20 protein-coding genes are annotated in these 19,318 nt (G+C 63.8%); 10 read left to right on the top strand and 10 right to left on the bottom strand.

Annotated features, from left to right (window positions below; all coding sequences use genetic code 11):
• Window positions 1-43: 43 nt before the first annotated feature.
• On the bottom strand, window positions 44-1,108 hold the full coding sequence (locus QLG02_RS15740; RefSeq protein WP_016349239.1) for a porin: 1,065 nt from the start codon (window positions 1,106-1,108) through the stop codon (window positions 44-46).
• A gap of 219 nt (window positions 1,109-1,327) precedes the next feature.
• On the opposite strand from QLG02_RS15740, the gene glpX reads away from it, so the two are divergent.
• Both glpX and QLG02_RS15730 read left to right on the top strand, forming a co-directional pair.
• Entirely contained in the window at window positions 1,328-2,338 is a 1,011-nt protein-coding gene (gene glpX / locus QLG02_RS15735) for a class II fructose-bisphosphatase (RefSeq protein ID WP_016349240.1), read from the top strand.
• A gap of 167 nt (window positions 2,339-2,505) precedes the next feature.
• The gene (locus QLG02_RS15730) at window positions 2,506-2,757 is read left to right on the top strand and encodes a YkgJ family cysteine cluster protein (RefSeq protein WP_016349241.1); all 252 of its coding nucleotides are present in this window, start codon (window positions 2,506-2,508) and stop codon (window positions 2,755-2,757) included.
• A 106-nt stretch (window positions 2,758-2,863) separates the two neighbouring features.
• On the opposite strand, the gene QLG02_RS15725 is transcribed toward QLG02_RS15730, so the two are convergent.
• From QLG02_RS15725 to hemC, 4 genes are read right to left on the bottom strand one after another with little or no spacing between them, the layout of a single operon-like run.
• Entirely contained in the window at window positions 2,864-4,027 is a 1,164-nt protein-coding gene (locus tag QLG02_RS15725; RefSeq protein ID WP_282465624.1) for a heme biosynthesis HemY N-terminal domain-containing protein, read from the bottom strand.
• 10 nt (window positions 4,028-4,037) lie between these two features.
• Window positions 4,038-5,111, bottom strand: coding sequence for a uroporphyrinogen-III C-methyltransferase (locus QLG02_RS15720; RefSeq protein ID WP_041217696.1), 1,074 nt, complete (start codon window positions 5,109-5,111; stop codon window positions 4,038-4,040).
• Window positions 5,108-5,842, bottom strand: coding sequence for a uroporphyrinogen-III synthase (locus QLG02_RS15715; protein WP_282465623.1), 735 nt, complete (start codon window positions 5,840-5,842; stop codon window positions 5,108-5,110). Before QLG02_RS15715 ends, QLG02_RS15720 begins: the two co-directional genes overlap by 4 nt.
• Window positions 5,839-6,768: a hydroxymethylbilane synthase gene (gene hemC / locus QLG02_RS15710; protein ID WP_016349245.1), complete on the bottom strand. Its 930-nt coding sequence runs from the start codon at window positions 6,766-6,768 to the stop codon at window positions 5,839-5,841. The genes QLG02_RS15715 and hemC overlap by 4 nt, the downstream gene beginning before the upstream one ends.
• Before the next feature lie 323 nt (window positions 6,769-7,091).
• Here hemC and QLG02_RS15705 point away from each other — a divergent pair, with 323 nt between their 5' ends.
• Window positions 7,092-9,626 (top strand): class I adenylate cyclase, encoded by a 2,535-nt coding sequence (locus QLG02_RS15705; protein WP_043125655.1) that lies wholly within the window; start codon window positions 7,092-7,094, stop codon window positions 9,624-9,626.
• A 123-nt stretch (window positions 9,627-9,749) separates the two neighbouring features.
• Here the strand turns inward: QLG02_RS15705 and QLG02_RS15700 are convergent, their stop codons facing one another.
• Together QLG02_RS15700 and cyaY are read right to left on the bottom strand one after the other, a co-directional pair.
• Window positions 9,750-10,403 (bottom strand): alpha/beta fold hydrolase, encoded by a 654-nt coding sequence (locus QLG02_RS15700; protein ID WP_045528929.1) that lies wholly within the window; start codon window positions 10,401-10,403, stop codon window positions 9,750-9,752.
• Window positions 10,404-10,417: 14 nt separating this feature from the next.
• Complete coding sequence (gene cyaY, locus QLG02_RS15695) at window positions 10,418-10,732, bottom strand: iron donor protein CyaY (RefSeq protein ID WP_011704445.1); 315 nt, start codon at window positions 10,730-10,732, stop codon at window positions 10,418-10,420.
• Window positions 10,733-10,805: 73 nt separating this feature from the next.
• Here cyaY and QLG02_RS15690 point away from each other — a divergent pair, with 73 nt between their 5' ends.
• The 6 genes from QLG02_RS15690 to QLG02_RS15665 all read left to right on the top strand — a co-directional run bounded on the left by QLG02_RS15690 (window position 10,806) and on the right by QLG02_RS15665 (window position 15,631).
• Complete coding sequence (locus QLG02_RS15690; protein WP_017408874.1) at window positions 10,806-10,982, top strand: lipoprotein; 177 nt, start codon at window positions 10,806-10,808, stop codon at window positions 10,980-10,982.
• 20 nt (window positions 10,983-11,002) lie between these two features.
• Window positions 11,003-12,253 (top strand): diaminopimelate decarboxylase, encoded by a 1,251-nt coding sequence (gene lysA, locus QLG02_RS15685; protein WP_042066089.1) that lies wholly within the window; start codon window positions 11,003-11,005, stop codon window positions 12,251-12,253.
• A 65-nt stretch (window positions 12,254-12,318) separates the two neighbouring features.
• The gene (dapF, locus tag QLG02_RS15680; protein WP_348994636.1) at window positions 12,319-13,149 is read left to right on the top strand and encodes a diaminopimelate epimerase; all 831 of its coding nucleotides are present in this window, start codon (window positions 12,319-12,321) and stop codon (window positions 13,147-13,149) included.
• A gap of 80 nt (window positions 13,150-13,229) precedes the next feature.
• Window positions 13,230-13,910, top strand: coding sequence for a DUF484 family protein (locus QLG02_RS15675; protein ID WP_016349251.1), 681 nt, complete (start codon window positions 13,230-13,232; stop codon window positions 13,908-13,910).
• Window positions 13,903-14,880 carry a tyrosine recombinase XerC gene (gene xerC / locus QLG02_RS15670; RefSeq protein ID WP_282465622.1) on the top strand — a complete coding sequence of 326 codons (978 nt, stop codon included), beginning with the start codon at window positions 13,903-13,905 and terminating at the stop codon, window positions 14,878-14,880. Before QLG02_RS15675 ends, xerC begins: the two co-directional genes overlap by 8 nt.
• 40 nt (window positions 14,881-14,920) lie before the next feature.
• Window positions 14,921-15,631 (top strand): HAD-IA family hydrolase, encoded by a 711-nt coding sequence (locus QLG02_RS15665; RefSeq protein ID WP_282465621.1) that lies wholly within the window; start codon window positions 14,921-14,923, stop codon window positions 15,629-15,631.
• A gap of 110 nt (window positions 15,632-15,741) precedes the next feature.
• Here QLG02_RS15665 and QLG02_RS15660 read toward each other — a convergent pair whose 3' ends face one another.
• Window positions 15,742-16,143 (bottom strand): STY0301 family protein, encoded by a 402-nt coding sequence (locus tag QLG02_RS15660; protein ID WP_179101500.1) that lies wholly within the window; start codon window positions 16,141-16,143, stop codon window positions 15,742-15,744.
• 41 nt (window positions 16,144-16,184) lie between these two features.
• Complete coding sequence (locus QLG02_RS15655) at window positions 16,185-17,711, bottom strand: mechanosensitive ion channel family protein (protein ID WP_039212899.1); 1,527 nt, start codon at window positions 17,709-17,711, stop codon at window positions 16,185-16,187.
• A 115-nt stretch (window positions 17,712-17,826) separates the two neighbouring features.
• Here QLG02_RS15655 and QLG02_RS15650 point away from each other — a divergent pair, with 115 nt between their 5' ends.
• A complete protein-coding gene (locus QLG02_RS15650; RefSeq protein WP_011704453.1) occupies window positions 17,827-18,240 on the top strand; it encodes a hypothetical protein in 414 nt (137 codons plus the stop codon).
• Between the two features lie 9 nt (window positions 18,241-18,249).
• Here the strand turns inward: QLG02_RS15650 and QLG02_RS15645 are convergent, their stop codons facing one another.
• Window positions 18,250-19,020: a gamma-glutamyl-gamma-aminobutyrate hydrolase family protein gene (locus QLG02_RS15645; RefSeq protein WP_282465620.1), complete on the bottom strand. Its 771-nt coding sequence runs from the start codon at window positions 19,018-19,020 to the stop codon at window positions 18,250-18,252.
• Window positions 19,021-19,318 lie beyond the last annotated feature (298 nt).

Genomic DNA, 19,318 nt, shown 5'->3' with positions numbered 1-19,318 from the left:
CGCGCCGGAATCAGCGGGCGCGCACAGTACAGAGGGGCCCAACTTAGAAGTCGTAGCGGGCCGCCAGCTGGAAGTCATCCTTGACGTTGAGCTTGCCGCTCTCTTTGCTGTCGAGGTTGTTGATGCGGTACTCGCCGATGACGCGCAGGTTCTTGTTGAACTTGTACTGGGCGCCCAGGGTGTAGTAGTCGATGGAGTCATAGTCGGCCTTGCCGTCCTGCTCTACCTTCTGCTTGTTCCACAGCGCCATCAGGCCGAAGCCGTTCTCGAAGTTGTAGCCCAGCGCCCCTTCCCAGCCGGTGTGATCCTTGCCGGTGGCCAGGAAGTCGGTACCGTCCGCATAGCTCAGGGCGGCGTAGACGGCCTTGTTGTCGTACTTGGCGGAAAGCAGCCACAGCTTGGCATCCTCTTCCCCGTTCTTGTCGCGGATCCCCACGTTGTAGGCAGTGCCCAGCGCCAAGTTGAACGGGAAGGTGTAGGCCACGGCGGCGCCGTAGGCGGCATCGCTGTCCTTGCTGGTGGTCTCTTCGGTGTCACCGCCGTCGAACTTGTAGCTGGTGTCTACCTGGAAGCCGTTGAACAGACCGGAGTACTTCAGCACGGAACCGGCACGGTTGGTGGCGAAGGTGTCGGTCTTGGCGCCCAGCGCGTCGTTGCCGTAACCGTCGGAGAGAGACACGTCGGTCCAGTCAGCCAGGAAACCCGGGGCCCCTTTTTGGCGACCGAAGGTGATGTTGCCCCAGTCGGCGCCAACACCGGCGAACGCCAGACGGGTGCGCAGGTTGTCGGAGTTCTCGCTGATGGTCTTCTCGCTGTCGTTGATGTACATCTGCACTTCGTACTGGGCCAGCGCCTTCAGTTGGCTGTTGATCTGGCTGTCGACCTTGGCGCCGAAGCGGACGAACTGGTTGGCGCCCTGCTTGTCGCTGTACTCCTGAGTGCCGTTCGGATGGGTACTGTCGACCCCTTCCTTCTTGTCACCGAAGAACTGGCCGGCGTAGATGCGGCCGTACAGATCCAGGGTGGTGGTGTCATTCTTGTAAACTTCAACGGCGTGAGCCTGGAAGGCCGCGGTGAGAGCCAGTGCCACTACAGTCAGCTTTTTCATCTTAATCCCTTGTGTTGCAAGCTTTGTTGTAAAAGACGGGGCCATGCTAGGCAGGGGGGATGACAGCGGGGTGACACTCTCGTGAAGTGTCGGTGGCGGTTTGATGTCAAATTGGTGAAAGGGCCGTGTTTTGTGTGACGAACCGCCACTTTTGCGCGCAAAGGTTTGCCCTTGTGGTAGAATGCCGCCCGTTTTCGAGCTCCAAAGGTTGGATATGCGATGAGACGTGAACTGGCAATCGAGTTTTCCCGAGTGACGGAAGCGGCTGCACTGGCTGGCTACAAGTGGCTCGGACGTGGTGACAAGAATATCGCCGATGGGGCGGCCGTTGCGGCCATGCGCCATATCCTCAATCAGATCCAGATCGATGGTGAGATTGTGATCGGCGAGGGTGAAATTGACGAAGCCCCCATGCTCTACATCGGCGAGAAGGTGGGCACGGGTCTGGGAGACGCGGTGGACATCGCGGTCGATCCCATCGAGGGTACCCGCATGACCGCCATGGGTCAGGCCAATGCCCTGGCCGTGCTGGCCGTCGGCGACAAGGGCTCCTTCCTCAAGGCCCCCGACATGTACATGGAGAAGCTGATCGTGGGTCCCAAGGCCAAGGGTGCCATCGACCTCGATCAGGCCCTCGAGCTGAACCTCAAGGCCGTGGCCAAGGCGCTCGGCAAGCCGCTCTCCCGCCTGACCGTGATCACCCTGGCCAAGCCGCGTCACGACAAGGCGATCAAGGAGATGCAGGGGCTGGGTGTGCGGGTGTTCGCCATTCCTGACGGCGACGTAGCTGCCTCCATCCTTACCTGTCTGCCGGACAGCGAAGTGGACATGCTGTATGGCATCGGTGGCGCACCGGAAGGGGTGATCTCGGCGGCGGTGATCCGTGCGCTGGACGGTGACATGCAGGCCCGCCTGGTGCCCCGTCATCAGGTCAAGGGCGACAGCCCGGAAGTGCGTGCGCTGGGCGAGCAGGAAATTGCCCGCTGCGAGGCACTCGGCATCGACGTGAGCAAGGTGCTCAAGCTGGAAGACCTGGCCAAGAATGACAACGTCATCTTCTCGGCCACCGGCATCACCAAGGGTGATCTGCTGGACGGCATCACCAGCGACGGCGTCATGGCGACCACCGAGACCCTGCTGATCCGCGGCAAATCGCGGACCATCCGTCGCATCAAGTCGATTCACTTCCTGGATCGCAAAGACAGCGTGGTACGAGACATCATCCTCTAATCAGGATGCGTGCGGGGCAATCCCCATGGTACCGCCTGAAAAGCCCGACGCTGTCGGGCTTTTTGTTGCCGGTTGGCAAGGCACTATTTCATGGCGGGGCCGGGATAACAGTGAAGAAAATCCCCGCCCTTTGCTAAACTGGTTCGCCCTGCCGAGGAAAGCATTACATGGAATGTCGTCAAGGTTGCGGTGCCTGCTGCATCGCCCCCAGTATCAGCAGTGCCATTCCCGGCATGCCCGACGGCAAACCGGCCGGCGTGCCCTGCGTGCAGCTCGATGCGCGGCTGGGCTGCAAGATCTTCGGCCAGCCCGAGCGGCCGGCGGTGTGCGGCGGCTTTCGTCCCATGCAGGACGTGTGCGGCTATCACCGGGAGGAGGCCATCTGGCTCATCGGTGAACTGGAGCGAATGACGGCCTGAGGCTGACCCTCTCCCGCGAGGGGAGAAGGGAGAGCTGCTATTTGGAACAATCCCAATAAAAAGAGGCCGCAACTGCGGCCTCTTTTTATTTCGCGACGAACGGGCGTCAGACGTCGGCCAGCTGCAATGCCTGGCGGTAGTACTCGTTGGCTTTGTTGGTGAGGCGGCGCTTGTCCATTACCTGACCGAGGGCGTGGTAGACGGCTGCGTTCGGCGCTTTTGCGACCTCCTGCTCCAGCAGGCGCTGGGCGTCGTCCAGCTGACCGGCCAGCAGGTAGACTTGGGCCAGCGCCGCATCGACGCCCGGCTGATCCTGGATCTTCTGCAACAGGGTCAGCATCGGCTGGTAGCTGTCGAGCTTGAGCTTGGGCAGACGGGCCAGCAGCTGGGGCGAGACCTGCTTGCGCAGCGCATCCAGCCACAGCTCGGCGGCTTCATTGTCGGCTCCCAGCTGGAGCAGGCGATCGCCATAGGCGGCCAGCAGATCCGGATCCTGGCGCAGCTTGCGCGGCAGTTCCTGCCAGATCGGGCGCAGCGTCTCGAGGGCGCCGCTGGCGGCGTTGAGGCGACCACGCCAGGCCTGCTGCAGCAGATCCTCTTCCTGTTTGGGGGTCAGCTTGCCCACCTTGTGCAGCACCGGAATGAGGTCGATGAGAGCTGCCCAGTCCTCGCGGGCCAGGTGCACCTGGCGCAGCTGGTCCAGCACCATGGGGTGGCGCGGGTTGAGGGCGTAGACGGATTCCAGCATGGCCAGCGCGGTGTCGTACTGGCCCTGCTCGATCTGCAGCTGGGTCTGGGTCAGGGTCAGTGCCAGCTCGGCCTTGGGGTTCTCCTCCTGCGCCTTTTGCAGGTATTGGTCCCGGCGCACGTCATCGCCACGGGCCTGGGCCGCCTTGGCGGCGCTCAGGTAGTTGAGCAGCGGGGTGTCGCTGTTGCTGGCGCCCTTGAGCATCAGCTTCTCGGCCTGGCTGTAGTGCCCCTCGGCCATGGCCAGGGTGGCGGCCACGGTCTGCTGGTTGGCCTTGCGGCGCCGGCGCGAGCCGTACCAGCCCAGGGTCTTGCGGCGCAGGCCGAATACCCGGCCCAGCAGCCACTCGACAATGAGCAGGGCACCGTAGAACAGCACCGCCAGGATCACCGCGCTGGTGACCGAAGATTCAACCGTGTAGTTGCCCAGCGAGATCAGCACATAGCCCTTGTTGCCGGAAGCCTGCGGGCCGAAGATGAGGCCGGCCACCATGGCGGCCACCAGTACAATCAGACGAATCATGGTGCCCTCCTCAGTTGCTGGCCAGAATGCGCTGCAGGCGCTCGGTCAGCACCTCTTCCAGCATGGCCTGGGTCTTGAAGCGATCCGGATAGTTGAACTGGATCTGCTCCCCCTTGAGCTTGTCCAGCTCTGACTGCATGTAGTGGGTGGCGCTGTTGTCGGTGTCGAAATACTGGGTCAGCCAGCGCTGGGCCTTGTCCAGGCTGTCGTCATAGAGGGCCTGCTGCTCGCGGTAGACGGCGAGTTGGGCCTGCAGCAGCTTGGTCTTGAGGTTCTCGCGCAGGAAGATCTCCTGCTGCGGGGAGAGCAGGGCCTCCACCGCGCCGTCACGACGGCGGATGGTGATGAAGTTCTCGGTGAACTTGACCCAGTTCTTCTTCAGGTTGCTTTCCCACTCGTCCGGGTTGGTGCTGACGGCCTGATCGGGCTCGCTCTTGGCTTCCGGCATGCTGACGGTGGAGAGCGGCAGCAGCTCGATCTGATCGGAGAGGGCGGCCAGCTTCAGGGTCAGCCCTTCGCGGTCGATGCGCGGCATTCCCTTGAGCTGGGCGATGTCTTCGGCCAGCGCCTTGCGGATGGGCATCAGACTGGGATCGTTGAGCGCCTTGATGCGCTCGTCGGCATTGCCGAGCAGTGTGATGGCGGAGACGAGGTCGTGTTCCAGCCACAGCTTGCGACCGGCCATCCGCACCAGGTATTCGGATTCGGCCAGCATCCAGTCGTTGGGGCGCTTGTCGTTGAGATCCAGTACCCGGGTCTGCAACCCCTTGAGCTCGTCCTGCAGCAGTTGCTGCTGCTTGCCGAGGGCGGCCAGCTGTTCGCCATCCTTGCTGTTGCTCTGGTCAAGCTTGTTCATGGCCTCGGCCAGTTGCAGCTTGAGCTGGTTCAGCTCGCCCTGCTGGGCCACGGCACTCTTGTGGCCGTGCAGATAGAGGCCGCCGGTCAGGCCGAGGGCCAGCAGGATGGCGATGCCGCCGACCACAGCACCCGAGCTGCTCTTCTTGTTGTTGACCTTCTGGCCGGGTTGCTTGTTGTCGGCCACGGAGGCCGCGGCACTCGGCTGGACTTCTTGCTGTTCAGTCATTCCATCTTCCTCAGTTCCAGAGCGGCCGTCAGGGCCAGGTTGGATGCACCCTGGGCAATCGTGATATGGGTAAAACCCGCCGCCGCGGCCATTTCGGCCACCCGCGGGCTGGGCACCACCAGCAGGCGGTCGTGCAGCCAGGGCAGCTGCCGGTCCGGGACCAGCTCCAGCAGCCGTTGCAGCAGTTCACTGCTGGTGACGAGCAGGCTGTCGAGCCCGGCCGCCTGCCAGTGGCGGGTCAATGCGTCCCCGTCCAGTGCGGGGTAGTGGCGCTCATAGGCCGCACAATAGTGCACCAGTGCGCCGCGTGAGGCCAGCGTCCGGGCGATGAGATCCCGGCCGCCATTGCCGCGCAGGATCAGCACCCGCTTGCCGTTCACCTGTTGCAGGCCGGGCAGGGCCAGCAGCCCTTCGCTGCGCGGATCGTCCGGACTTTTGGCCTGGATGCCCACCTCGGCGAAGGCATCAGCGCTGGCCTGGCCGACCGCAAAGTAGTCAATATTTGGCCAGGTCTGACCAGTTTGCAACAGAAAATGATGAGTGAAATGAACTGCATGCATGCTGACGGCGATGACGATGTCGGCCTGGGGCAGCAGTTCGGGCAGGCGGTGCAGTTCGCTGCCCGCCACGGTTTCCAGCAGCGGGCAGCAGAGCGGTGCGTGGCCGTGCTGGCGCAGCAGTGCGGCCAGCTCGGCGGCCTGGGCGGCCGGGCGCACCACCAGCGGGATCATGCCCGGTAGACCTCGGCCAGGATGACATCGGCACCATCGGCCAGCAGACGCTGGGCCAGGGTGTGGCCGAGGGCCTCGCCGTCGGCCAGCGGGCCGCGGATCTCGTCGCGGATGACGCGGCTGCCATCCGGGCTGCCCACCAGGCCGCGCAGCCACACTTCTTCCCCCTGCACCAGGGCGTAGGCCCCGATGGGGACCTGGCAGCCCCCCTGCAGGGCACGGTTCATGGCGCGCTCGGTCAGCACCCGGATCCGGGTCTCGGGGTGTTCGAGCGGCGCCAGCAGGGCGTGCAGTTCGTGATCGTCGAGGCGGCATTCGATGCCGACCGCGCCCTGGCCGTTGGCGGGCAGGCTCTGTTCCGGCTCGATGAAGGCGGTGATGCGGTGCGCCATCTCCAGCCGTTTCAGGCCGGCGGCGGCGAGGATGATGGCGTCATATTCACCGGCGTCCAGCTTGGCGAGACGGGTGTTGACGTTGCCGCGCAGGTCGCGGATCACCAGATCCGGGCGTGCCGCGCGCAGCTGGCACTGGCGGCGCAGGCTGGAGGTACCGACCACGGCCCCCTGCGGCAGCTCATCAATCTGGCCGAAGCGGTTGGAAACAAAGGCATCGCGCGGATCTTCGCGCTCGCAGATGGTGTGCAGGCCGAGCCCCTCGGGGAACTCCACCGGCACGTCTTTCATGGAGTGCACGGCGATGTCGGCCCGTCCCTCCAGCATGGCGGTTTCCAGCTCCTTGACGAACAGCCCCTTGCCGCCCACCTTGGCGAGAGGGGTATCCAGGATCTTGTCACCCTGAGTGCTCATGGGCACCAGCTCGACCTGCAACTCGGGGTACAGGGCTTCCAGCCGGTCTTTGACGAAGTTGGCCTGCCACAGGGCCAAGGGGCTCTTGCGAGTGGCAATTTTCAGGGTTCGGGCTGCCATATCAATCAGTTGTTTCATCTTTAGAAGGAAAACGATCTTACCACCCTTTGCAGGGGCTTTCATGGCGCAGCCCGCAAAAGCGGGCTCAAGCTCAAAAACGGCCGCTGAAAATGATTTTTATTAAGTCTGGCTTGCCGGTTAATTTGTTGAAATTACAGATTTTTATTGCTTTCCAATGATACTGTTTAGTGACTTGTCATAAATAATCCGGCGATTGTGTGCGGGCTTGTTTACCACCGCTGTTTGCATTGTTAACATGATCACACTTTTTTGACGTCTCCCCGTTTTGGTGCGTCATTTCTTACCTCGGTATAGGCAGGGCATTGCTGGTAAAACTCGACACGCTGGTGGCGCGCTACGACGAACTCAATCGTCTCAAGACGCAACGGGCGCTAGGTCTCATGAGTCGCTACGGGCAGCAGGTTTTTCAGCTGCTACCCGTCATGCTGCACTTCAATCACCCCCTGTTGCCCGGTTATGTGGCGGGGGATGTGCCGCACGGCATCTGGAGTTTTACCGCCAATGAGGCCCAGCAGGCCTTCATCGAGGACCTGTGCCAGAACGCCAACTGCCTGAACGGCCTCACCACCCATGACAAGTCGATCCAGGGGCTCTACTCCATGGGCAGCACCTCGTCCATCGGCCAGTGCTGTCACTCGGATCTCGACATCTGGGTCTGCCACGTGGCCGGTTTGTCGCAGGAGCGGCTCGAGCTGCTGGATCTCAAGTGCCAGCAACTCTCCAAGTGGGCCGAACAGCGCGGGGTCGATCTCAACTTCTTCCTGATCCCCGAGGACAAGTTCCGCCAGCGCAACGATGCCCAGATGCAGGGGGAGAGCTGCGGCAGCGCCCAGCACCTGTTGCTGCTCGACGAGTTCTACCGCAGCGCCATGCTGATCGCCGGCAAGCGGTTGCTCTGGTATCTGGTGCCCAGCGAGTATGACGACCACTACGACGACTACGTCAACGGCCTGTTCGCCCACGGCAAGCTGAGCCAGGATGACTGGCTCGATCTCGGTGGCTTCAACCGCATTCCGGCCGAGGAGTACTTCGGCTCCGCCCTCTGGCAGCTCTACAAGGGCATCGACTCCCCCTACAAGGCGGTGCTCAAGTCGGTGTTGATGGAGGCCTACTCCCACGAGTATCCCAACACCCGTCTGCTGTCGGTGACCAGCCGCGACTGGTTCCAGCACAACGAGGGGATGCACTACCGGCTCGACAACTACTGCCTGATGCTGGACAAGGTGACCAACTACCTCAAGTCCATCGGCGACATGCAGCGGCTCGACTTGGTGCGCCGCTGTTTCTATCTGAAGGTGTGTGACGGCCTCAGCCATCCGAAGGAGGAGCACTCCCCGGCCTGGCGCCGCGAGCAGATGACCCAGCTGGTGGCCTACTGGGGCTGGAGTCAGGAGCGGTTGCACCATCTGGATCACCGCCAGGAGTGGAAGGTCGAGGACGTCAAGGTAGCTCACGCCGAGTTGCTGGAAGCCCTGATGCAGAGCTACCGCAACCTGATCCAGTTCGCCCGGCGCAACAACATCAGCGAGTCCATCAACCCGGAAGACATCGGCATCCTGTCGCGCAAGCTCTATGCCGCGTTCGAGAGCCTGCCGGGCAAGGTGCAGCGCATCAACCTCAAGATTGCGCCGGACTTGAGCGAGCCGGATCTCAGCTTCGTGCAGGTGCCGCACGGCCGTTTGAACCGCGCCGGCTGGTATCTCTACAAACATTCGCTGGAGCCGGCAGACATCATCGGTCGGGCGCCGCTCGAATATAACGGCTACATCAGCAAGCTGGTGTCGTGGGCCTACTTCAACGGCCTGCTGACGCCGCAGTCGCGAGTGCACCTGTTCAACCAGGGCTCGGATCTGCACATCGACAACCTGCACCAGTTCTGTCGCGATCTGTCCGGCACCTTCCCGGTCAAATACCCCCGCGCCACCAACCTGGCCCTCAGCCGGCCGTGCGAAATTCGCCAGCTCTCCATCTTCCTCAACCTGGAGACGGACCCGACCAGTCACTGGGTGGGCCAGGTGATCGAGTTCGACGCCAATGCCGCCGACGTCTTCTCGTTCGGCCGCAACCAGGAGTGTCTGGTGGGCTCGGTGGACCTGGTCTACCGCAACTCCTGGAGCGAGATCCGTACCCTGCACTTCCAGGGGGATGAGGCGGTGGTGGATGCCCTCACCACCATCCTCGGCAAGATGCATCAGGATGCCGCCGCCCCCGAGATGATCGAGGTGTTCTGTTACAGCCAGCACTTCCGCTCCCTGGTGCGTACCCGCTTCCAGCAGCTGGTGGCCGAGTGTATCGAGCTGCGTCTGGCCCGCGACAAGCAGCAGCTGGTCAAGACGCTCGCCCTCGGCAAGGAGAAGTACGGCATCTTCTTCGAGCGGCGCGGGGTGTCGGTCAAGAAGCTGGAGAACGCGGTCGATTTCTATCGCCATATCTCCCACAACAAGCTGGATCACCTGCCGCTGCGGCTCGACAAGACCCACAGCCAGCATCTGCCCGGCATCGTCGATGCCTACGCCAGCGAGGGGCTGGTGCAGTTCTTCTTCGATACCCGGGATGCGGGCACCAACATCTATATCCTGGACGAGGCGAACCGGGTGGAGATCTACCAGCATTTCGCCGGCAACAAGGATGAGCTGGTGCAGGGAGTGAACCGCTTCTACACCTCCAGCCACGAGCGCTTCAGCGACGCGGGCCAGTTCAGCAACTTCAACCTGCCCCAGTACTACGAGATAGTGCAGATCAACGGCGAGCTGGAGGTGATCCCCTACCGCAGCCAGGGTCAGCTGCGCGACGGTGGTCAGGGGCGCGAGCTCGGCTCCGCCGCAGGCGCGGGGTAGGGCAGGGGCTGGTCCGGCGTGCGCGCAAGCGCCCTGGTCTCGGCCCCCTGCTGCACAGGATCATCGCTCATATCGAATGAAAACGGCCTGCATCTGCAGGCCGTTTGGCTATCCGTGGTTGGCTCAGCCCGCGAGGCGGGCCAGCAGCCACTGACGGATGTCGTCGAGCTGCGGACGGCAGATCTCGTGGCGCATCGGGTACTCGTGCCACGCGGGGGAGAGACCCGCCGCCTCCAGCCGGTTCTTGGCGTCCCAGCCCATGGAGAGGTTCACCACATCGTCATAGATGCCGTGCATGTAGCAGATGGGCAGGCTGCGGGCAGCCTCGCTCATCTCGCCGAGCAGAGCGTCGGGCGCCGCCAGGTAGGTGGACATGCAGAGCAGGCCCGCCAGTTGTTGCGGCAGGCGCAGGGCGGTGAAGGAGGCAATCACGCCCCCCTGGGAGAAACCGGCCAGCACGATGCGCTCGGGGGCGAAGCCCTCGGCCACCAGCTGCTCGATCAGCGCGGCGATGCGGGCCGCGGACTCCCTGACGTGGGATTCCACAGCGCGGTCCGCCGGGTTGTCGAAGCTCTTGATGTCGTACCAGCCGCGCATCTTGTAGCCCATGTTGATGGTGATGGCGCGCTCCGGCGCATCGGGCAGCAAATGACGCACCGGCAGGTCGGCGGGCAGCGCCAGCGCATCCACCAGCGGGGCGAGGCCGGCGCCGGAATCCCCCAGCCCGTGCAGCCAGATCACCGCGTGACGGGCGCCTTCAGGATGCAGATCGATCATGGCGGGCTGCACCATCATGGGAACTGGACGGGCTCGCCCGCCTGGGTGGTGCAGGCCTTGCTTAGCAGCGTCTTGAGCTCGTGACCGAAGCGGTTGTCGATCCAGCTTTCCCCTTGCAGCTCGAAGTGGAAGCCGTTCTCGCGGGTGGCGACCCAGATCTGGTGCAGGGGTTCCTGCTTGTTGATGATGACCTTGGTCTTGTTCTCGAACGACAGGGTCAAGACCCCGCCGGCACGCTCACAGTCAATATCCGGATATCCTGCGTCGACTGTGTCTTCCACATATTGGAAAAAGGCGTCGGTCAGGGCGTGATACTCGTGATCCTTCATCGGTTTATCCTGTTGCTTTTAACAATGTGAGTGCGATTATAGAGGGCCAAAAATTTTTTCGCAGCGAACCATTATGATTACCCAGCTTACCAAGTGTCTGCTTGCCACTCTTCTGTCTCTTGGTTTGGCCGCGTGTGGCCTGACGGGACCGCTCTACATGCCGCCCCCCGAGCAGCCCCAGACCCAGAGTACACCGCAAGCACAGACGCCTGCGACCGCCGAGGCTGCCCCAGAGGCCGCGCCGCAATAATTTAGGAAGGAACCGCCCCCTTGGATCACTTTAACTACGACGCCGACGGCCAGCTTCAGGCCGAACACACCTCGCTGCAACAACTTGCCGAGCAGTACGGCACCCCGCTGTACGTCTACTCCCGCGCCACCCTTGAACGCCACTGGCACGCCTTCGACAAGGCGGCGGGCGACATCCCCCATCTTATCTGCTATGCGGTCAAGGCCAACTCCAACCTGGCGCTGCTCAACCTGCTGGCGCGCCTTGGCTCAGGCTTTGACATCGTCTCCGGCGGCGAGTTGTCGCGGGTGCTGGCGGCGGGCGGCGATCCGGCCAAGGTGGTCTTCTCCGGGGTGGCCAAGAGCGAAGCCGAGATGCGCCTCGCGCTGGATAAAGAGATCCTCTGTTTCAACCTGGAGTCGGAAGCCGAGCTGGAGCGTCTGAACCGGGTGGCGGGCGGCATGGGCAAGAAGGCCCGAGTGTCGGTGCGGGTCAACCCGGACATCGACGCCGGTACCCATCCCTATATCTCCACCGGCCTCAAGCAGAACAAATTCGGCATTCCCATCGAGCAGGCGCCCGCCATCTACCGCAAGGCGGCGGCCATGGCCAACATCGAGATCGTCGGGGTGGATTGCCATATCGGCTCCCAGCTCACTGAATTGAATCCCTTCATGGAGGCGGCCGACAAGCTGCTGCGGCTGATCGACGGCCTGGCGGCGGAAGGTATCCACATTCACCACCTGGACGTGGGCGGGGGCCTGGGGGTCAACTACGGCGCCGAGCAGCCGCCCCACCCGAGCGAATATGCCGAGGCGCTCAAGCAGAAGCTGGCGGGCCGGGATCTGACCCTGTTGTTCGAGCCGGGCCGCGCCATCGTCGCCAACGCCGGCGTGCTGCTGACCCGGGTGGAGTACCTCAAGCCGGGCGAGACCCGCAACTTCGCGCTGATCGACGCCGGCATGAACGATCTGCTGCGTCCTTCGCTCTACGGCGCCTGGATGAACATCATCGAGGTGGACAGCCGCACTACCCACGAGCCGGCGCTGTACGACGTGGTGGGCCCGGTCTGCGAGACCGGTGACTTCCTCGGCAAGGAGCGCACCCTGGCGATCGCCGAGGGCTCCCTGCTGGCGGTGCGTTCCGCCGGTGCCTACGGCTTTACCATGTCCTCCAACTACAACACCCGTCCCCGCGCCGCCGAAGTGCTGGTGGATGGAGCGCAGTCGTTCCTCATCAGAGAGCGCGAGCAGTTGGCCGATCTCTGGCGCGGTGAGCATTTACTGCCCTGATTGTTAATGGATTTCTCTAAGCGTTCCTCCAGGTGAGAGCGTGAACAAGGGTACAGGAACGCACGATGTTGATAGATTTTTCCAAGATGCACGGGCTGGGGAACGACTTCATGGTGGTGGATGGCGTCACCCAGAAGGTGTTTTTCAGCAATGAGGTCATCAAGAAGCTGGCGGATCGCCACTTTGGCATCGGCTTCGACCAGCTGCTGCTGGTGGAGCCGCCTTATGATCCCGAGCTCGACTTTCACTACCGCATCTTCAATGCCGATGGCAGCGAGGTGGAGCAGTGTGGCAACGGTGCCCGCTGTTTCGCCCGTTTCGTGCGCCTCAAGGGGCTGATCAACCGGGATCGCATCGCGGTGAGCACGGCGCGCGGCCGCATCGTGCTGCAGCTGGAAGGGGAGAACCAGGTCACGGTCAACATGGGGGTGCCCCAGTTCGAGCCGGGCAAGATCCCGTTCCGGGCCCAGAAGGCGGAAAAAACCTACCTGCTGCGGGCCCAGGAGCATACTGTGATGTGCGGGGCCGTCACCATGGGCAATCCTCACTGCGTCATCGAGGTGCCCTCGGTGGCCGATGCGCCGGTGGCGACCCTGGGTCCCATCATGGAGCGACACGAGCGCTTTCCCGAGCGGGTCAACGTCGGTTTCATGGAGATGGTGAACGCCAGCGAGATCAAGCTGCGGGTGTTCGAACGCGGGGTGGGCGAGACGCTGGCCTGTGGGACCGGCGCCTGCGCCGCCGTGGTGGTGGGCATCAGCCAGGGCAAGCTCAAGGAACGGGTCACCGTTACCCTGCCGGGGGGCAAGCTGACCATCGCCTGGAAGGGGCCGGGTCAGCCGGTCTACATGACTGGGCCGGCCGAGCACGTATTTGACGGTCAGATAGAGTTATAGGCACGGGCGGGGAGGCCCCCGCTCTGCCAAGCACTAATGTCGGGGCCTTGTGCCCCTTTTTCGGATGGACCAACCAAGTTATGAGCGAACTCAAACGGCAGGAACCACTGGTGGATGAAGCCACAGTGCTGGAGTACCTGGCCCGTTATCCCGAGTTTTTCCAGCGCCACGCGGCCATGCTGGACCGGATCCGCATTCCTCACGAACGCAAGGGCACCGTCTCGCTGGTGGAGCGCCAGCTGGACAGACAGCGCGAGCGCATCGAACAGCTGGAGCAGGAGATCACCGAGCTGATGGGGATCGCCAGCGAGAACGAGCGGATCTTCCGGGTCTATGCGGATCTCTACGGCGAGCTGTACGGCTGTCAGAGTCTGTTTGAGGTGAGCGCCGTGATGGGCAAGGCGTTCGTGCAGCGGCTGCGGCTGACCGGCCTGCGGCTCTGGCTCAGCCCGAAAAAATTCCAGTTGAGCGGCCCCGAGCAGAAGTTCATGGCGGAGGGGCGACAGCTCGAGCAGCTGCTGGGCCAGCGCCTGCCGGGTCAGGATTACTACTTCGGCCGGCTCAATCAGAGCGAGAAGCAGGCGCTGTTCGGCCACGACGTGCTGGTCAACTCTGTGGCCCTGATGCGGCTCGGCGATCTCGGTGTGCTGGCCTTCGCCAGCTCGGATCCGAGCCACTTTACCCCCCACAACGACACTCTGCTGCTGGGCCAGCTTGGCCGCCTGCTGCAGCTGCGTCTGCCCGAGCTGGCGCGTGGCTAAGACGCCAACCAGATCCCCCGCCAAGGCGCCGCCAGCCGCCGAGCCCCTGCCGGCTGCGCTGGCCGACGAGCTGGCGGCCTTCATCGAATACCTGCGGGTCGAGCGCCAGCTCAGCCCGCACACCCGCAGCAACTACCAGGCCCATCTGGAAGCCATGACCTCCGAGCTGGTGAAGCTCGGGGTCGACGACTGGGCCCGGCTCGAGGCGAGTCAGGTGCGCAGTCTGGTGACCCGGATGCACAAGGGGGGGCTCGCGCCCCGTTCGCTGGCCACCAAGGTCTCCGCCCTGCGCAGTTTCTGCGACTGGCAGGTGCGCCAGGGGCGACTGGTGGCCAATCCGGCGCGCGGCATCGTCACCCCCAAGCAGGGGCGGCCGTTGCCCAAGAACCTGGATGTGGACGAGATGTACCAGCTGCTCAACATCACCGACGAGCAGGATCCGTTGGCGGTGCGGGATCGCGCCATCATGGAGCTGATGTACTCCTCCGGTCTGCGCCTCGCCGAGCTGGTGGGACTCAATCTGGCGGACGTGAAGCTAGACGAGCGCCAGCTCAGGGTGACAGGCAAGGGCTCGCGGGAGCGGGTGCTGCCGGTGGGGCGGATGGCGGTGGAGTGGCTGCACAAGTGGCTCAAGCTGCGCCCCCTGCTGGCTGGCGACGAGCTGGAGGCGCTGTTCGTCTCCAAGCGCAAGCAGCGGCTGTCGGCCCGCTCGGTGCAGGAGCGGCTCGACGGCTGGGGCAACAAGCAGGCGCTCAACGCCCACGTCCATCCTCACAAGCTGCGCCACAGCTTCGCCACCCACATGCTGGAGTCCTCCGGCGATCTGCGGGCGGTGCAGGAGCTGCTGGGTCACGCCGATCTCTCCACCACCCAGATCTACACCCACCTTGACTTCCAGCATCTGGCCAAGGTGTATGACAGCGCCCACCCGCGGGCGAAGCGGGATCCCGCGGCCCCGGACGACGAATGAAGAGGGCCGGGCACGCCCGGTCCCGACAAGAGGAGATACCATGCAGTTCTATCGCCGCTGGCAGCCGGTGGCCGCCATCTCGTTTGACCTCGACGATACCCTCTATGACAACGGCCCGGCCATCGAACGGGCCGAGCAGTGGATGCTGAGCCACCTGCGCAGCGAATACCTGGCCACAGCCATGCTGGACAAGCCGCGCTGGCAGGTGCTCAAGCACAACCTGCTGCTGGAACAGCCGGCACTGCGCCACGACGTCAGTCTGGCGCGCCGGCACGGCATTCAGGCCGCGCTGATGGCGGGAGGGATGGCACAAGGGTTGGCGGAGCGTGAGGCTGCGTCGGTGTTCGCCGGCTTTCTGGCCGAGCGCTCGAAGATCGAGGTGAGCGACCAGACCCACGCCCTGCTGGCCCGGCTGGCCGAGCGCTACCCGCTGGTGGTCATCACCAACGGCAATCTGGACCTGACCCGGGCTGGTCTCGCGGATTACTTCACCCTGGTCTGCAAGGCTGGCCTTGGCAGCAGGATGAAGCCGGCGCCGGACATGTTCGTAGAGGCGCAGAGGGCTCTCAAGCTGGCGCCCGGCCAGATCCTGCACGTGGGGGATCATCCACAGACGGATGTGCTGGGAGCTCGGCTGCACGGCTTCAAGGCCGCCTGGCTCAATGAGCGCGGCCAGCCCTGGCGACAGCTGCAACTGCTGCCGGACGTGGAGCTGACGGCGCTGGGCGAGCTGGCCGAACTGCTGCTCTAATCAGACCTCCATACCCACCCCATACCCGCCGGTTCGCAGCCGACATGCATCCCCTGTCGGCCGCTCATGCTCCGCAGGCCGCAGCCGTGGTACGGGTCATGCCGGAGTGGTCACTCGTTGCGGCAGATCAATCCGCGTAGATCGTAAGGCTCGGGCTGGTTGACCCGGCAGTAGCTGATGCCGGCGGGCAGCGCCTGCTGCAGGGTGATGGCGGTCTCCCGATAGTGGCAGACCAGGTAGAAGGGGCGGGGGTTGCGGCGATCCAGACTCCAGTAGTGCAGCGCGTCGCTGTCGCCGTTGTCCGGCTTGAGCTGGGCTCGTTCATCGGGGTCGCCGTCGAACAGGGCCAGGTTGTCCAGCCGGTGGCTGAGGGGCTGGTGTTGTTCCCCCAGATCGTTGCGGGTGACGGCCTGCCACCCCGGGTTGGCCCCCAGCTGCTGCTGGCGGGTTTCAATGGTCGCGGGGCAGTCAAATTGCAGGGTGGCGCTCAGGGCCAGTGCGGTCAACAGCATGAAATGCATCTCTGGTAGAAAGCCTGAGCCGCCATGCTACGTCATCGACCGCCAAACAGCGCCATCAGTTTGTCCAGCAGATCCCGTGGCGGGGTGATCTGCTTCATGGCTTCCGCCTCCCGCGCCAGCAGCTCCTGCTGCTCCTGCTGACGGGCGCTCAGCACCTTGTAGAGCGGCTCGAGCAGGGAGCCACGCTGGGCCACCAGCTCCTGGAACATGGCCTGATTGATGCGATAGGTTTCGACGGTCCCCAGGGCCCGCACCGTGAACGGGCTGGGCTCGCCGGTGAGCAGGCTCAGCTCGCCGAAGAAGTCGCCGGCATTGAGGGTACCGAGCGGCAGCTCGCGCCCTTCCACCTCCACCAGCATCTGGGCATCCCCCTTCACCAGCACGAACAGCCAGCCGGAAACCTCCCCCTGGCTCAACATCCGATCGCCGTTGACGAAGGGGGCGAACTTGACCTGATCCGCCAGCCGCAGCAGCTCCTCCTCCTGCAGCATGGCGAACAGTGGCAGGCGGCGCAGGGTGTCGGTGCGCTCGGCGGTATGGCGCTTGTGGCGCTGATCCTTGTGATCCTGATCCGTGGTCATGAAGACGTTGAAGATGGGCGGGGTGAGGCGCCGGTCGTTGCGGCGCAGGGCGGCATCGATCAGGGTGCGCACCGCCGAGTCGGTGGGATCGTCCACCGCCAGATCGGTGAGCCAGTAGCGCACCGCGTAGCGGGCAATGCCGTTTTCCACGTTCATCAGCAGGCAGTCCGGCTGCGGGCTGGCGGAGACGTGGCGGATGCGGGTCTCCCGCAGGGACTGCTCCACCAGGGCGATGATCTGGGTCGGCAGGGTATCCAGGGTGATGTCGAACCAGACCCAGCGGCGCCACTGCAGGGGGGCGTTCTGCCGCCGTCCGAGCACGGTGAAGCGCTGTTTGAGCAGGTGGCTGTTGGGGATCACCACCGTCTCCCAGTTGCGGGTCTCGATGGTGGTGGCGCGCCAGTTGATCTCCACCACCCGGCCCTGGGTGGTCTCCACCTGCAGCCAGTCACCGATGGCGATGGAGTTGTCGAGCTGGATCGAGACACCGGCCAGCAGGTTGCCCAGGGTGTCCTGCATGGAGAAGGCGATGACGGCGGTGATGACGGCGGAGGTGGTGACGATCTCGCCGAGGGCCATGCCGGAGGCGTAGAGGCGGAACAGGCACCAGCCGATGTAGCCGACCGTGATGACGATGTCGGCGATGATGCGCGGGATGCGGATTTGGCACAGGGGCAGCAGAAACTGGAACAGCAGGATCCCCCAGATCTTCACCAGCACCAGCCCGGCCAGCAGGCTGGAGATCTCCACCAGCCAGTGGTGGGGCAGCGGCAGGCGAAACCAGCCCCCTTCGAACTGGATCAGCAGGATCACCACCAGGCTTATCATCACGAAGCCGAGCTCGCTCACCAGCTCCCGCCGACGGCCGGGGCTGCGCAAGAAATGGGTGAAGAGCAAGAACAGGGTCAACAGGGTCCAGAATGGGTGTTCGCCAATCCACAGCAGGGTAGGTAGCGCAACGAGGTTATCGCTAAACATAGCAGCCCCTTATCATTGGTTATTTCCAGCATAGTTGGTTTCAACCCGCTAAATGGGTGCGGGGCGGGGGCAATTTATTTATGCTGGGCGCCGGTCTGACGAGGGAGTGGTACGAGTGCGCACGCTGAACAAGATGGTCTGGATTGCCGGGGCCTGGTTGCTGACGGGCTGTGATCAGCTGGCCGACAAGTATCGGGTCGAGTTTCGCGATGGCTCCTGGCGTGAGATCGCCATCACCCCCTTCGCCGACGAGGCGCGCTGGCGCGAGGGCTGCGCCACCGGCGAGGTGCTGAGCGACATGATGCTGCCGCTCAAGCGCGGCAAGACGGTCAACGGCCGCGAGCAGCTCTTGATCGGCGGCGAGCTGTTCGAGCTGGACGACAGCGCCCTCTATCGCAGCAACGGCATGGTGTTTGGCCACACGCCGGATCACATCCAGCGGGGGCTGAAGGGGCTGGAGGTGTGCCGAACCCTGCGCCCGGATCGCGGTGCGCTGCCCAAGCTCAAGGCGCGCGGGTTCGGCGACTAGCCGGCGGCGTCAGACGCCGCTCAGACGGGCCCGGCAGGCGTTGCCAAAGGCCTCGAAAATCTTGATGGAGTGAGGGTTCTCGCTCGCCTTCCACTCCGGGTGCCACTGCACCGCCAGCAGGAAGGGGGAGAGCACGGGGGCGTGGATCGCCTCGATCAGCCCGTCTTCGGCATGGGCTAGCGGCTCCAGCCCCTTGGCCAGCGTCTTGATCCCCTGGCCGTGTAGCGAGTTGACCGGGATCGACGGTTGTCCCATCAGCTCCGCCAGCCAGCTGCCCGGCACCAGCTCGACCTGATGGCTCTCGCCATACTGATCGTCCACCGGATCGTCAGCATCCTCCCGATGATCGTCATAACCCGGCTCGCTGTAGACCTTCTGGTGGATGTCTCCCCCCAGCGCCACGTTGATCTCCTGCATGCCGCGGCAGATCCCGAGGATCGGCAGGCCGCGATCGAGGGCGGCGCGCACCAGCGGGATATCGAACAGATCCCGGTCTCTGTCTTGCTGCTTCTCCGGGGTGAGGTTCTCCTGGCCGTAGAGGGCGGGATCTATGTTGGAGCCGGCGCCGCTCAGATAGACGCCATCCGCCAGATCCAGATATTGCGCCAGATCCTCGGTGCCGCAGCAGGTGGGCACCAGCAGCGGCACGCAACCGCTGATCTCCACCAGCGGCTTGATGTATTTGTGGGTCATCACCTGATAGGCGTGGCCATTACGGGGCTGGGCGCCCGTGGTCATCAGTACGACGGGTTTACGCGGGGTGTGGGGGCTGCGAGTCATGATTCACCTTGGCTGTCCTTAGCGGTCCTGCGCCTTGGGCAGGCCCTTGCCGTCGTCAGCGGGGCAAGGGCATGCCTCAAGGCATGGTCGTGGGATCGGAGGTGCGCTGCACAGCCAGAATCGTCGGTCAGCCTGGGCAACGACAGCCTGGATCCTGATCCCAGTCTGCCAAGGCTGTTCAATATGTCAAACGAAATGATGCCAATATGTTAAATATATTCTGCGCTCGACTGGCTTGAGTCCCATTTAAAGGGGCCTGTAGCGGAGGAGGGGAGAGGGAAGGGCGTTGTTGTGGTGG

The organism is Aeromonas sp. V90_14 (assembly GCF_029967615.1).
In the GTDB taxonomy this organism is placed as follows: Bacteria; Pseudomonadota; Gammaproteobacteria; order Enterobacterales; family Aeromonadaceae; genus Aeromonas; species Aeromonas hydrophila.
This window is presented reverse-complemented; position numbering and strand designations above follow the sequence as displayed.